The organism is Nitrospira sp. T9 (assembly GCF_052156535.1).
Lineage (GTDB): Bacteria > Nitrospirota > Nitrospiria > Nitrospirales > UBA8639 > Nitrospira_E.
Genome location: NZ_JBQKUP010000030.1, coordinates 32,152 through 45,382, shown reverse-complemented (window position 1 = coordinate 45,382; position 13,231 = coordinate 32,152). Strand labels below are relative to the sequence as shown.

Sequence of the window (13,231 nt, the reverse complement as noted above, 5' to 3'; positions counted from 1 at the left end):
ACAGGCCTGTTGAAAATTTTGTGCCCTGAGACGGTCCAAAGAGGCCAGCATATGCATTCTCAGAGCTCGGAGGGTTCAACGTTCCTCTTTCATTCTTTTGGCCCACGTTCATACTTTTGATATTCCAACACCTCGTATAATGCCTGCCTGGTTTGCATACGGTCGAGGAAAGCTTGTTGGGTCCCCTGTTTTTGTAATTCCAGGAGAGCGGCTCGGCCTTCCTTTGCCATCACACGAAATACGGTCATGGGGAACAGCACGATGTGATATCCCATTCCGGAGAATTCCTTGACGGTCATATAGGGGGTTTGTCCCCATTCAGTCATATTGGCGACCAGAATGATCCCGGAATATTTCAGGGCTTTGGCTGCCGTTTGAAATTCTTTGGCAGACTGCAGGGCCTCCGGGAAAATCGCATCAGCGCCGGCTGCCCTGTAAGCTCGAGCCCTTTCAATGGCCCCATCCAGACCTTCCACAGCCCGGGCATCCGTCCTCGCAATAATGACTAGATCCCGATCCTGTTTTGCTACAACTGCCGACTGAATTTTTTGACACATGTTCTCACACGAAATCAGGGTTTTTCCGGGCAAATGGCCGCAACGTTTCGCTAACACCTGGTCTTCTAATTGAATGCCCACCGCCCCGGCTGATTCTAATTCCTGAACCGTCCGATACACCTGATGCCTCTCTCCAAAGCCCGTATCAGCATCGACGATGACCGGAATTTGAACCCGTTGAGTCACGTACCGGGTTTCTGTCACCACCTCCGTCATCGTTAACAGCCCGATATCGGGTAGTGCCCGGGAAGCCGCCAGACCCGCTCCTGACAGGTAGGCTGCCGGAAAACCGGCATCCTCAACCAATCGAGCCGAAAACGCATTAAATACACCCGGCACCGCCAACGTGTCCCGTTGAAGCTCGGTTCGAAAGCGCCGCGCCGGACTCTGGGAGGTTATTGGTTTCCCACTCATCGGCTTTCCAAAACTGGTAATGCCGACACCAGGACATTCACGTCTTTCAGACGGTCCAGTTCCCACACGGTTTGGATAACGTTCGTCATATCTTTACGGCCGATTTTCCGCGAAGACAACTTCTGAAACTTCAATTCCAGTTCGCGATCGGTGAGCGGGCGTCGTGGATGACCTTTGGGATGGTCAATCTGAGCGGTGAACGTCCTGCCGTCCATCAGCGTGACATCAATTCTGTTGGCCATGGCATCCGGATAACGCTCGGAAAACTCTTTGACCTCTTCAACACGGATTTTCTGCATCAGATTCAACAGAACGGTATCGATCAGGCGATGCGGGGAAAATGACCGGGGAGATATTTCCCCATCCGTCAGGGCGACTGCCACGCAAAAGGGGAGACTATGATCAGCCGTCTCACGGGTTTTGGGATGCCACTTTTCCTGATCCCGTCCAATAATTTCGATCGCCACATCACCACTGCCGACAATAATTGCTTTGATTCGGTGGACAGGGTATTCCCCACACGCAGCAATCAGTTGTTCCCGAATGGCGAATGCCGCCTCCACCGCCGACTGAGCATGATATTCCACCGGATGGGGCTTGATGTAGGTGTCAAGAATTTTATAGGAAGAGCCGTGACATCCACCCATTTCGGGTAAAGAGAATGGCCCGGAAATCACCTTCATAAACCCCTTTTCTCCTTCAAACATGGCCTCCGGTCCGGTCATACCCTCGCGAGCCGCAAACCCTGCGAAGATTCCGTTCCTGCTTGCATTGGCAAACGCGCAGGCTTTCCATAGGGAAACTTCCCCCACTCTGGTCTGACGCAGTGCTCCCGCCGTAATACCCGCCAGATTGAGCGCATGCACGATCTGTTTTTTTGACAGTTTAAGCAGCCTGGCTGTGGCGGCCGCGGTAGAAAACGCTCCGTAGGTGACATGATCCCATCCTCGGGGGCGAAGCGCCGCGGCGTCACAAAGACGGCACTGAATCTCATAGGCCAGCACGATGGATTGAATGAATTGCCGGCCATGAACATGAAGACTTTCGGCAACCGCCAGACAGGCGGGAATATTGTCTGACGGATGAGCCGGCTCCTTGGAGAGGTAGGTATCGTTGCAGTCGAGATACCGCACCGCCGTGCCATTCGCAAAAGCGGCCAGATCCGGACTGGTTCGATGGCGGGTTCCCCATACCGTTGCGCCATCTTTGACCATCTCCCGGGTCGCCAGGCGCCTGGCAATTCTGCATGGGGATGCAGTGGTGGCACCATATGCACAGGCCAGGCTATCCAACACCCGTCGCTTTACCTCATGGATCACGTCCGAAGGAAGGTTCTGAAAGGTCAAAAACTCCGCATATTCGGCCAGGCGGTCAGCAAGCATCATCCCCTCTTGCCCTAAGGTCGGACGGCATTTCCTTCCAGGAAAAGAATTCTTCTCCGGCTCGACAATTCGGGCAGTCCTGAATTTCCCATTGAGGCATCGTCACATTCGTCCCGTAGTAAAATGGATAACGAGACATCAAGTCGTCCATTAAAGGGAATTGCCCGCTGTCCCGACGGGCAAATACCATCATCCCCACGACATGACCGCCATGTTCGCTCACAATGGTTTTGAGTTTGTTGACGCAACTCCCTCGTGCGGTGACGTCATTGATCACCACAAAATTATCCCCTTTTTGTATCGAGCCTTCGGGAATCTCCACTCCAATCTTTCCTGTCTCCTGATTGAAAGGCGCATATACCACTTTCATCGCCATCTGAGGGCCGATGATTGTCGCGATACCCTCTGCCAACCATCGTGCATCCGAGGCCGGCACGAGGAGTCCGTCGATTCGATGGTGTTGACTCAGGCCTAGAACCCAGTTCCCCATATCCGCACTGATAAGGGAAAGCAGATCCGCATCACGTGCGATGGACTCAAATCCTAAATAGGTCGCGGTATGGTGCCCTGACACGACTGATACATGCGTATCGAACAGAACCGCCATTGAGTCGCGAAGTATCCGAATGATCTCGTGTTTTGACAAGGAAGAGGATGGGGACTCCCGGACAATCGATTGAAGCCGTTCTTCGACGGTTGAATCCGCGTAGAGCCTTCGCTGATAATCGACCAACTCCGATATCCTTTTGTGTTTCTCAAGCACCAGATTCATGCTCAATGCTCCTTAGTAACCTTTGTTTTCAATTTGCCAATAGGCTGAATTTCCAGCTCCACGACATCATCCGGCTGTAAAAACCGATCCATCTCCAATCCACATCCCCCACCCACGGTTCCAGAGCCGAACACTTCGCCGGGATAGACCGTTTCTCCCCTGGACACATGTTCAATCATTTGAGCGAACGACCAGTAAATGGTTCCAAACGTCCCTTTCGACCAGACTTCTCCGTTGACACGAGCCACCATGGCGAGTTGCTTCAGGTCTGGAATCTCATCCGGCGTCACCAGACAGGGTCCCAACGCCGTGGCAAAATCCTTCCCCTTCGCGGGTCCCAGCCGACAAGCCATTTCCAGAAATTGAATATCCCGCGCACTAAAATCATTCATGATGGTATAGCCGGCGATGTAGTCCCACGCCTTATCCGCTGGAATATCTCTCCCCTTTCGACCAATGACGCAGGCCAACTCCAGCTCAAAATCAAGTTTTTGTGTCTGTAACGGCCATGCCAGAACATCTTCGGGCCCGATGATGGTCTGTGGATTGCCTTTATAATAGACCGGCGCCTTGTACCACTCCGGGGGTATCGGTTGTCCTCGTTTTTTGGAAGTCGCGGCGATGTGCGCCTCAAAGGCAATAAAATCACGAAGAAGAGGGGGATGAGGGATCGGCGCAAGCAACGAAACCTTTTCCCTGTTATAGACAATCGTTTCGCCATCGGGACCATGGACCACCTGATCGTTGTCACTAATATAATGAAAGGCCTCCCGGGCTCTATTCATGGCCGACACTTCTCCCTGAAGGAGTTCCAGCATAGAGGACGGGACTCCCGATGTGGCCAGCCTGTAGGGTTGCGCCTCCCCTTGATCCGCCAGCATCCGCGTGTATGCCATGTTCAGATCCACGATGGATTGATGGTGGAATGCTCCGACCCGTGCAAATTTTCCGACTGGTGTGTGAACCTGGAAGGTGACAAGTTTCATGGTGTGCTCCAACTCATGGAATAGTTTTTTAATTCAACAGCCTCAGCCTCAAGCATCACGGAGAAGGGCTGCTGTGACTCCACCATCACCGCAATTTCATTCGTCTGTGTTTGTGTTTTACTGGCCTCAACAGCGCCTGGATGGGGTCCATGATGGATGCCCTGAGGATGCAGGGTCAGGGTTCCCGGATGGATTCCCGACCGGCTGAAGAAATTTCCCTCGTGATAAAACAGGACTTCATCAAAATCCGTATTCCGATGATAAAAGGGAATTTTCAATGCACCCGGCTCACTCTCCAGCGGTCTGGGGGCAAACGTCGATATCCACACCCTTCCCGCCTGGAAGGTCGCGTGCACGCTCGGAGGCAAGTGATAGCGGGGACTGGTCACCGGCCGAAAATCCCGAACGTTGAGTTTCGTCGGCCAAACCTCTCCCTTCCACCCCACGACATCCAATGGAGAAAACGGATAAAACACCTTGGTAAAGGTCCCATCACGTTTGATGCGAAGCTCCCATTCATGTTGACGCTGTGTGGTGACAGGCGCTGAAAGTTCGGGGACCACAAGGACCTCGGGATCAAATAGGGCATGCTGTCCCAACAACCCCCGCTCGGGTAGCATGACAGGCTCAGAAGTTTCGATGATCAACATGACACCGGGTCCTTCTTCCACAACCATCCGGTAGGTCGTCCCTTTGGGAATGACCAGATAGTCTCCGGGTTCATACGTCAGCACGCCGTAATCGGTTTCCACCAGACCACGCCCTTTATGGACAAAATGCACTTCATCGCCATCCGCATTGCGAAAGTAATACGGCATCGTTTCTTTCCGACGGGAGATAGACACCAGGACATCCGGACTTCGTAATATTTCAACCGGTCGGCTGTCCCCGGAGAAAAAGTCTGAAGGGGTCAGATCGCTGCACTGGAAAGCGCGAGGCCGACAAGGCCCATCGATGCGAAGCCAGTTGGTGGGAGGGTGCGATCGATACAGATGGGAAGCCGGACCGGCAAATCCCTTACGCCCATGTTCCTCTTCATACAGACCTGATGGAATATTGACGTGCGCTTGCCGGGGTGACTGACCTTTCCGTGTTAAGTACATGGGGTCCTTTCTGTCAGCATGAATCCGCCATGGCTATGGCTGCTTAGGGGATATGCCCAAAATCAATAATGGTCTGTTCTACGCCCTGCGTTTGATCCCGCTCAATATCCTGATATAAGGACTCGACCGTACTCTTCACAAAAGTTTTTGACTCCTCCTGTCCCTCTCTACGCTGAGTCAATTCGAAGAAAATTCCACTGCCGGGAAACAGTGGATACGTAAAACGCTGACGGAGCGGACCGAATCCATCTCGACCTTCTTTGACGGGTCCGCTGAACTTCACCCCATGGGCTTCCCATTCCTGGCAAACGGTTTCGATGTCGTCCACTTCCAACGCGACATGCTGAATACCTGGCCCAAACCGTTCGACAAACTCCGTAATCTGTGATTTCCCGGTTTTATCCCGGCCTTGCATGAGGGCCACTCGAATGTTGTTCCGTTGAACCACAATGGTATCCATGCTTGATCTGTCGGACCCTACATCATCGGCAGACCAGATCGTTCGGAAGCCGAGAATGTTGTTGAACAGGTGTTCGGCAGCATGAAGATCATTCACACAAAGGGTAATGTGATCAATTCCAACCGTGTCACCCATTGGATTCTCCTTCCCTATCCGTAATATGAAACGGCTCCTCCAGATCTTTTATGTATCTCAGCGTTGTCCGGTCCATTTTGAGCCTTGGCCACCAAATTAATTATAACTTACCATTAAAAAATTATTATTGGCAATCCTTATTAAAGCATAAATTAAAATGGCCCATACGATATCATTATTATATGCAATCATTGCTTGTTATCTATAAAAGTTTTATGATGATAATAATATTTTATCATTTAATTTATGACTGGCAATCACCACATACAGCTACTTGAATGGGACTTACTTATAGGTTCCGATTAAGGAGGCCACCATGTCAGGATTTTATCGGGAGATGCGGGAGTTCGTACTTCATCATGGTGCAATCAATAACTCTTACCTGAATTGGTTTAAGAGGGGCGATGCATCCGATGAAGAGCTCTATGCGTTTGGAGTGGAGTTTTATAACTTTGCCCGATTCTTTCCAAAAATTCTTGTCGCACAACTGGTCAACACCGAGGACGAATCCATCGCGGAAGAGTTGACACGGGTATTGTATTCAGAATTAGGTGAGGGAAATCCTGAGAATCGACATGAGTTGCTCTATCGGCATTTCCTGCGTTCCCTCGGAATCGATCTTCATCAAGCTCTGACTACACCGATGATGCCTTCTACCCGGGCCTATATCGAAGGGTTGGAAGAATTGTACAGCAGCGGACTCCATGAACAAGCCCTAGGAGCTTCATTCGGCCTGGAAAACATGGCCATTACCATGTGGGACCACCTCATTCCCGGCTTACAGTCTTTGCGTCGTCAAAGATTTCCCGGCCTTGATATAAGGTATTTCACCTTCCATCGTGAACTGGAATCCACTCATGAGGAAGCCATGGTGCATGCAGTTGCGGCAATGGAAGGACATGGTTCTGCTCAGGGGACACTCTCCAACCAGGAGCAACAGGATTTTCACGACGGCGTCCGACAGGTTCTGAACTTTTTAGAGGGGTTCTGGTTGGGTCTCGAGCGACAACGCAAGATGAACATGCCTAACCACCATGGGGCGCATTCCAGGAACACGCATGTCACACTCGGCGATGCACGATGAAAGAACCCGAGCTTAAGGATGAGCACGGCTATCGCGCTCGAGACCTCATGCTTCAATCGAGAATAAGTCCTTAGAGGGTAAAACAGATGATTGAAACCATTTCCATGAATAACAATATTCAGGAGGCCCATCGGAACGGATACCCGCTCCTCAAATTCCCTTATTCTTCGTTTACACAATTTTTTCAGCAGCGGGTGGCCGATCCGGCACTCATGAAAGAAGTGTACTTAACATATTACGGCGATTCCGGAATGGTTCGAACCTATACCTATGAGGAATTCGGAAACGCCGTCAACCGAACCGTAACCTTCCTGCGTGAGCAACTGGGGATCCAATGGGGGGATCGCATTGCCACCCTGCTGTTTAATCATGACTTTACTGTGGTGATGTATTTTGCCGCATGGGTCCTGGGAGCCGTGGTGGTGCCGATTGACATCGATGAATCTGAAGACCGTCGCTTCTACATTCTGGAACATTCAGAGGCCTGTGTGGCCTTTTGTTGGGAAGCCGAATATGAAGCCCTCCAGGATATCCGGAATCGACTGCCCCACCTCCGGCATCTCGTCTCTCTCGGGAATGGAACCTCACCGCTCATGGACATGTTGGGTCAACCTCGCCCGGCTCAATCACACAGCCACGGATCTCTCGATCAAGCTGCTCTCCAGGATGACGCATTGATTGTTTACACCTCCGGAACGACGGGACCGCCGAAAGGAGTTGTGCTCACGATCGAAAATCTTCTCGTCGATGCCCACGGCATTGCACAATGGCACGGATTGGAAAAAGGTCATTGCCTCATGTGTGTGCTGCCAATCCATCATGTAAACGGAATTGTTGTCACGCTCATCACACCATTTTACGGACAGGGCAGATCCGTGCTGAACCGGCGTTTTCGTCAGTCCGCGTTCTGGAACCGAATCCAGGAAGAAGGGGTGACCTGCGTGAGTGTGGTCCCTACTATTCTGGAGTTCCTGCTGGAAGGAAGCCGGGATAACCGGCAATACCGGCTTGACCATTTTCGTGGATTGATTTGCGGTGCCGGCCCCCTCTTAAAGGACACAGTGTCACGGTTTGAGGATCAATTTCATGCTCCGGTTCGTCATGGGTACGGACTATCTGAAACCACGTGCTATGCCAGTTTTCTCCCCGTTAATCTTTCCGAACAGGAACACAGGCATTGGCTTACCGACTATGACTATCCATCCATTGGCCTCGCCATTCCTCACAACGACATGGCGATTCTCAATCCCCATGGACAACCGGCCGGCGAGATGGAAAAGGGGGAAATTTGTATCCACGGACAAACGGTGTGCTCAGGTTACTTGAAACGACCGGATGCGAATGAGGAAAGTTTCCGGTGGGGATGGTTCCGGTCGGGAGATGAGGGGTTTTTCATTCGTGATCAGGCTGATCGCCAGTATTTTTTCATATCCGGGCGTCTGAAGGAATTAATCATCCGTGGGGGTGTGAATATATCACCCCTGGAAATTGATGAAGTACTCAGAGGACACCCTTCCGTCAAATTCGGTATGGCCGTTTCATTCGAAAACCGTTTCTACGGAGAAGAAATTGCCGGATACCTCGTGGTCAAAGAACATATGCCGCAACCTTCGGAAGATGAGATGGTCACCTGGTGTCGCAAGACGTTGCCCTTTGCCAAGTGTCCCAAGGTCATCATGTTCGGCCAGGAAGTACCCTATACGACAACGGGGAAGCCCAAACGTTTGGAGTTAAAGGCGAGGTTGAGCCCGGCATTGGCACGCTATCGCGACGTCCAATTCCGCTCTGTGCAACGCGGCTCAACTACAAAACATCAGACGGCTTGAGGAGGTCGTCATCGAATAAGTGGGGGACATGACGTATCACCAATACCACACCCAATGACCAACAAGAGGATAACTATTCATGTCTAGACAAAAGGAGAGTGTTATGGAGATTTCACAATCTGAATTTCTCCACCTCTATTATTTCCTGAAACTCACCAGAGCGTTGGAGGAACGAGTGACCACTCTGTACCGGCAAGGTCGCATCGTCGGTGGTGCATACACCAGCCATGGAATGGAGGCGATTTCGGTGGGCTATGCTTCCGCCCTTCAGACGGATGACATTATCGCCCCCTTCCACCGGGATATGGGCGCGTTCTTAGTCAGAGGCATTACGCCGGGTGAGGTCTTAGCGCAATATCTTGGCAAGCGCACCGGACCCACCAAAGGAAAGGACGGCAACGTGCATATGGGCGACCTGAAACGTGGCATCATCGCTTTTGTCAGTCATCTGGCTGACAATCTTCCCGTTGCGACCGGAGTGGCTCTGGCGTTTAAGCTCCGTGGTGAATCCCGTATTGTCGCCGCTAATACAGGAGATGGAGGGACCAGTCGCGGAGATTTTCATGAAGCGTTGAACTTCGCCTCCGTTCGCCGGCTGCCGGTGGTATTCTTTTGCAATAACAACCAGTACGCCTACTCCACCCCTCTTCACCATCAGATGGCCATCAAAGATGTCGTCGAGCGGGCGAAAGCCTATGCCATACCCGGTGAAATTGTGGACGGAAACGATGTCGCCTCCGTCTATCTGACGGCACAACGGGCCTTTCAACGTGCCAGGGATGGAGGAGGTCCCACCTTTATCGAATGCAAAACCATGCGTATGCACGGGCATTCGGAACATGATTCCGCCAAATATGTGCCTCAAGCACTCTTGGAGGAGTGGAAGAAGAAAGACCCTATTCTGAAGGCGGAACGTCGACTGAAAGAATTGGGGTATGCCGGTCCACCCGAATTCCAGGAAATTCATATGAGGGTTGAAAAGGAAATTGAATCCGCCTTGGAGTTCGCGGAACAAAGCCCTCTTCCGGAGGGTTCAGAAGCGTTGGAAGGCGTTTTTGCGGCCAATCCCGTGGAGGTACTGATATGACCACATCCGCCATCGCACATGAAGTGACCTATCTGGAAGCCATTTCGCAAGCCCTTGATGAAGAAATGGGCCAGGATGAACGGGTCTTCCTTATGGGAGAGGATATCGGCCCGTACGGCGGGGCCTTTCGTGTCACCGAAGGGTTTCAGGATAAGTATGGTGAATGGAGAGTGCTGGACACCCCTCTGGCGGAATCGGGTATTGTCGGCGCCGCGATCGGAGCGGCAATGATGGGCATGAGACCCGTGGTTGAAATGCAATTTGCGGATTTCATTTCCTGTGCGTTCGATCAAATTACCGAGATGGCCGCCAAGAATCACTATCGCTGGGGAGCAGAGGTGCCTCTGGTCATCCGCGCACCCTTCGGAGGAGGGACTCATGGAGGGCCGTTCCATTCCGTGTGTCCGGAAGCCTGGTTCTTTCATACCCCCGGGTTGAAACTGGTGGCGCCCTCAACGGCTTATGACGCCAAAGGATTGTTGAAGGCCGCGATCCGGGATCATAACCCCGTCATTTATTTTGAACATAAATTTCTGTACCGGCGCGTGAAGGAGGGGCTTCCCGCTGAAGAGTATATCGTCCCGATCGGAGAGGCGGAGATCAAACGGACAGGAAGCGAGATCTCCGTCATCACCTATGGAGCCATGGTCCACGTAGCATTAGAGGCAGCCGAGGCCTTGGATCAGGAAGGGATCGACATGGAAGTCGTGGATCTTCGCACCCTGAGCCCCCTTGATACCGACACCGTCAAAGACTCGGTTCGAAAAACGGGCAAAGTGATTATTCTCCACGAAGACACGAAGACCGGAGGAATCGGTGGTGAGATTGCCGCGATTCTGGCTGAAGAATGTTTCAACGCGCTTGATGCGCCGATTATGCGGATCGCAGCCCCCGATATTCCCGTGCCCTATAGTCCCCCGCTTGAGGACTTTTTTCTTCCGAAAGCTCATGACGTCATCACCGCCGCCCGCCAATTGGCGGCCTATTGATTACACAGGGGAGCAATTCATGGCCACCGACATCGTCATGCCGCAGTTAGGTGAAAGCATTGCCGAAGGCACCATCGTGAAATGGCTCGTTCCGCTGGGGGCCCAGGTGAAAAAAGATGAATCCCTGTTAGAGGTGGAAACCGATAAAGTCGCATTGGATATTCCTTCCCCGGCGACCGGAGCCTTAACCGAGATTTTGATTCAGGAAGGGGAAACGGTCCCGGTGGGCACCCTTCTTGCGCGACTCGATTACCATTCCGAATCCGGAAACGGTGATTCCGCGACAAGCACAATTCACTCACCGGTATCGTCCGGTTACGGCCAGTCAACGATCTCAGGATCCCCTGACCTCCTTTCACCGGCTGTTCGAGACCTTGCCGCCAAGCACCAGGTGGACCTCAGCCGCATCACTGGAACCGGCATGAATGGACGGATTACTAAAAAGGACATTCTGGAGTTTCTGGACAAACAAGGTCTGGCCGGAAAAGAGTCCGGCGTTTCGCTAAAGGGACAGCCCACATCAGTGCCCCCTACCCTTGAAGAAGAGGTGATTCCCCTGAGTTCCATGCGACGAACAATTGCGGAACGCATGGTCAAGAGTCGACAGACCGCAGCCCACGTGGTGACGTTCTTTGAAGCCGACTTTACAACCGTCGAACCCACCAGACAGCAGCTGCATCTGACCTATCTGCCTTTTGTGATCAAAGCGGTCACACAGGGGATTCACGCCTTTCCGATTCTCAATTCCTCCTGGTCTGCCAAAGGTCTGGTCCTCAAACATCCCGTGCATATCGGTGTAGCTGTCGCCGTAGAAGAAGGATTATTGGTTCCCGTTATCAAGCATGCCGATCAAAAAGATCTTCGACAATTAGGTCAAATAGTCGCCGATCTGTCTCAACGGGCACGAAGCAAACAACTCCAGCCCGAAGAAGTCCAAGGAGGGACCTTTACCATCACCAATCATGGAGGGACCGGCAGCCTTTTCAGCACCCCGATCATCAACCAACCGCAAATCGCCATTCTTGGCGTTGGCGCTGTTCAGCGGCGAGCAGTGGTCGTGAACGAGTCCATTGAAATTCGCCCCATGGCCTACTTGAGCCTTGCCTTTGATCATCGGGTCATCGATGGAGCCACAGCCGATCAATTTATGCTCATGGTGAAATCTGTCCTGGAACAACCGTCCTGGGAGGTCACCTCATGAATGAGACCAAACACGCGGTCATTGTGAGCGCGGTCCGCACTCCCATGGGAAGCTTTCAGGGCGTCTTCAGTCCGGTTCCCGCGACGAAACTCGGAAGCCTGGCCATTGCCGAAAGCTTACATCGCGTTCACCTTTCCGGGGCGTTGGTGGACGAGGTCTATATGGGTTGCGTGCTGGCTGCCGGTCTCGGACAGGCACCCGCGAGGCAAGCCGCGCTTGGAGCCGGCCTGCCCGACTCGGTGGGCGCAACCACCATCAACAAGGTCTGCGGGTCCAGTCTTATGGCCATCATTATGGCCACTCAGGCCATTAAATTGGGAGAAGCCCGCATTCTGATTGCCGGAGGCATGGAAAGCATGACCGGCGCCCCCTACCTCCTGACCAGGGCCAGACAAGGCTACCGGCTGGGCCATGGGGAACTGGTCGATAGCCTGATCAAGGATGGCCTCTGGGACGTGTATAACGATTTTCATATGGGTCAGGGTGGGGAACTCTGTGCGTCCAAGTATCAACTCAGCCGGAAGGCCCTTGATGACTTTACGATTGAAAGCTATCGCAGGGCCCGCATGGCCATCGCGACCGGGGCCTTCAAACAGGAAATTGTTCCCGTCGAAGTTTCTCAAAAAAAAGGTGATACCCTTCTCGTTACCGACGATGAAGAACCGAATCGCGTGAATCTCGAAAAACTCGCCAGCTTGAAGCCGGTGTTCAAAGAAGACGGCGTGTTAACGGTCGGCAATTCTCCATCCTGCAATGACGGTGCGGCAGCCCTTGTCCTGATGGAAGAGAGAGAGGCCGAACGCCAGGGCATCAAACCGTTGGCACGAATCATCGGGTATGCCGGCGCCGCATTAGCACCCGAGTGGTTTACCATCGCCCCGGTTCACGCTATCCAAAAAGTTCTGAAGCAAACAGGTCTGACCATCGAGCAGATTGATCTCTTTGAAATCAATGAAGCCTTTAGCTCGGTGTCTCTGGCAATTAACCGGGAACTCAACCTGGACCCGGCTAAAGTCAATGTGAACGGAGGTGCCGTGGCGCTTGGCCATCCTATCGGAGCTACCGGCGGACGGATGATGACCACCCTGCTCTACGCACTGGAAGCCAGAGGTGGCCGTTTGGGGCTTGCCAGTCTCTGTATTGGTGGAGGCGAGGCCCTGGCTGTCGTGATCGAACGCATGCCCTAGCACATGGTATTCACGCCCCCGATCACGTTTCGGTTTGGACTGGAGGAG

Annotated in this window: 12 protein-coding genes; 6 read left to right on the top strand and 6 right to left on the bottom strand. The window is 52.6% G+C overall.

What is annotated here, in order from left to right; all coding sequences use genetic code 11:
• Window positions 1–89: 89 nt before the first annotated feature.
• The 6 genes from prpB to ACTRXD_RS06670 are packed head-to-tail and all read right to left on the bottom strand — an operon-like array spanning window position 90 to window position 5,809.
• Window positions 90–971 carry a methylisocitrate lyase gene (prpB, locus tag ACTRXD_RS06695; protein ID WP_442431065.1) on the bottom strand — a complete coding sequence of 294 codons (882 nt, stop codon included), beginning with the start codon at window positions 969–971 and terminating at the stop codon, window positions 90–92.
• A complete protein-coding gene (locus tag ACTRXD_RS06690) occupies window positions 968–2,356 on the bottom strand; it encodes an MmgE/PrpD family protein (protein WP_442431064.1) in 1,389 nt (462 codons plus the stop codon). Before ACTRXD_RS06690 ends, prpB begins: the two co-directional genes overlap by 4 nt.
• Window positions 2,343–3,125 carry a hypothetical protein gene (locus ACTRXD_RS06685; RefSeq protein ID WP_442431063.1) on the bottom strand — a complete coding sequence of 261 codons (783 nt, stop codon included), beginning with the start codon at window positions 3,123–3,125 and terminating at the stop codon, window positions 2,343–2,345. Before ACTRXD_RS06685 ends, ACTRXD_RS06690 begins: the two co-directional genes overlap by 14 nt.
• A 2-nt stretch (window positions 3,126–3,127) precedes the next feature.
• Window positions 3,128–4,111 carry a fumarylacetoacetate hydrolase family protein gene (locus tag ACTRXD_RS06680; RefSeq protein WP_442431062.1) on the bottom strand — a complete coding sequence of 328 codons (984 nt, stop codon included), beginning with the start codon at window positions 4,109–4,111 and terminating at the stop codon, window positions 3,128–3,130.
• Window positions 4,108–5,214, bottom strand: a complete 1,107-nt coding sequence (locus tag ACTRXD_RS06675) for a homogentisate 1,2-dioxygenase (RefSeq protein WP_442431061.1) — start codon at window positions 5,212–5,214, stop codon at window positions 4,108–4,110. The genes ACTRXD_RS06680 and ACTRXD_RS06675 overlap by 4 nt, the downstream gene beginning before the upstream one ends.
• 43 nt (window positions 5,215–5,257) lie before the next feature.
• Complete coding sequence (locus ACTRXD_RS06670) at window positions 5,258–5,809, bottom strand: VOC family protein (RefSeq protein WP_442431060.1); 552 nt, start codon at window positions 5,807–5,809, stop codon at window positions 5,258–5,260.
• A gap of 316 nt (window positions 5,810–6,125) precedes the next feature.
• Between ACTRXD_RS06670 and ACTRXD_RS06665 the strand changes: the two genes are divergently transcribed.
• From ACTRXD_RS06665 to ACTRXD_RS06640, 6 genes are all read left to right on the top strand, one after another.
• Window positions 6,126–6,893 (top strand): TenA family transcriptional regulator, encoded by a 768-nt coding sequence (locus tag ACTRXD_RS06665; RefSeq protein ID WP_442431059.1) that lies wholly within the window; start codon window positions 6,126–6,128, stop codon window positions 6,891–6,893.
• 86 nt (window positions 6,894–6,979) lie between these two features.
• Entirely contained in the window at window positions 6,980–8,719 is a 1,740-nt protein-coding gene (locus ACTRXD_RS06660) for a class I adenylate-forming enzyme family protein (RefSeq protein WP_442431058.1), read from the top strand.
• A gap of 103 nt (window positions 8,720–8,822) precedes the next feature.
• Complete coding sequence (locus ACTRXD_RS06655) at window positions 8,823–9,806, top strand: thiamine pyrophosphate-dependent dehydrogenase E1 component subunit alpha (RefSeq protein ID WP_442431057.1); 984 nt, start codon at window positions 8,823–8,825, stop codon at window positions 9,804–9,806.
• Entirely contained in the window at window positions 9,803–10,795 is a 993-nt protein-coding gene (locus tag ACTRXD_RS06650) for an alpha-ketoacid dehydrogenase subunit beta (RefSeq protein WP_442431056.1), read from the top strand. Before ACTRXD_RS06655 ends, ACTRXD_RS06650 begins: the two co-directional genes overlap by 4 nt.
• A gap of 19 nt (window positions 10,796–10,814) precedes the next feature.
• Window positions 10,815–11,996, top strand: coding sequence for a dihydrolipoamide acetyltransferase family protein (locus tag ACTRXD_RS06645; protein WP_442431055.1), 1,182 nt, complete (start codon window positions 10,815–10,817; stop codon window positions 11,994–11,996).
• On the top strand, window positions 11,993–13,183 hold the full coding sequence (locus tag ACTRXD_RS06640) for a thiolase family protein (RefSeq protein ID WP_442431054.1): 1,191 nt from the start codon (window positions 11,993–11,995) through the stop codon (window positions 13,181–13,183). The genes ACTRXD_RS06645 and ACTRXD_RS06640 overlap by 4 nt, the downstream gene beginning before the upstream one ends.
• Window positions 13,184–13,231: the final 48 nt, after the last annotated feature.

Excerpts from the sequence above, each read along its gene's own strand:
- ACTRXD_RS06665 (WP_442431059.1), top strand. The coding sequence starts at position 6,126 with ATGTCAGGATTTTATCGGGAGATGCGGGAGTTCGTACTTCATCATGGT.
- ACTRXD_RS06690 (WP_442431064.1), bottom strand. The coding sequence starts at position 2,356 with ATGATGCTTGCTGACCGCCTGGCCGAATATGCGGAGTTTTTGACCTTT.
- ACTRXD_RS06650 (WP_442431056.1), top strand. The coding sequence starts at position 9,803 with ATGACCACATCCGCCATCGCACATGAAGTGACCTATCTGGAAGCCATT.
- prpB (WP_442431065.1), bottom strand. The coding sequence starts at position 971 with ATGAGTGGGAAACCAATAACCTCCCAGAGTCCGGCGCGGCGCTTTCGA.
- ACTRXD_RS06645 (WP_442431055.1), top strand. The coding sequence starts at position 10,815 with ATGGCCACCGACATCGTCATGCCGCAGTTAGGTGAAAGCATTGCCGAA.
- ACTRXD_RS06675 (WP_442431061.1), bottom strand. The coding sequence starts at position 5,214 with ATGTACTTAACACGGAAAGGTCAGTCACCCCGGCAAGCGCACGTCAAT.
- ACTRXD_RS06685 (WP_442431063.1), bottom strand. The coding sequence starts at position 3,125 with ATGAATCTGGTGCTTGAGAAACACAAAAGGATATCGGAGTTGGTCGAT.
- ACTRXD_RS06655 (WP_442431057.1), top strand. The coding sequence starts at position 8,823 with ATGGAGATTTCACAATCTGAATTTCTCCACCTCTATTATTTCCTGAAA.
- ACTRXD_RS06680 (WP_442431062.1), bottom strand. The coding sequence starts at position 4,111 with ATGAAACTTGTCACCTTCCAGGTTCACACACCAGTCGGAAAATTTGCA.
- ACTRXD_RS06670 (WP_442431060.1), bottom strand. The coding sequence starts at position 5,809 with ATGGGTGACACGGTTGGAATTGATCACATTACCCTTTGTGTGAATGAT.
- ACTRXD_RS06660 (WP_442431058.1), top strand. The coding sequence starts at position 6,980 with ATGATTGAAACCATTTCCATGAATAACAATATTCAGGAGGCCCATCGG.
- ACTRXD_RS06640 (WP_442431054.1), top strand. The coding sequence starts at position 11,993 with ATGAATGAGACCAAACACGCGGTCATTGTGAGCGCGGTCCGCACTCCC.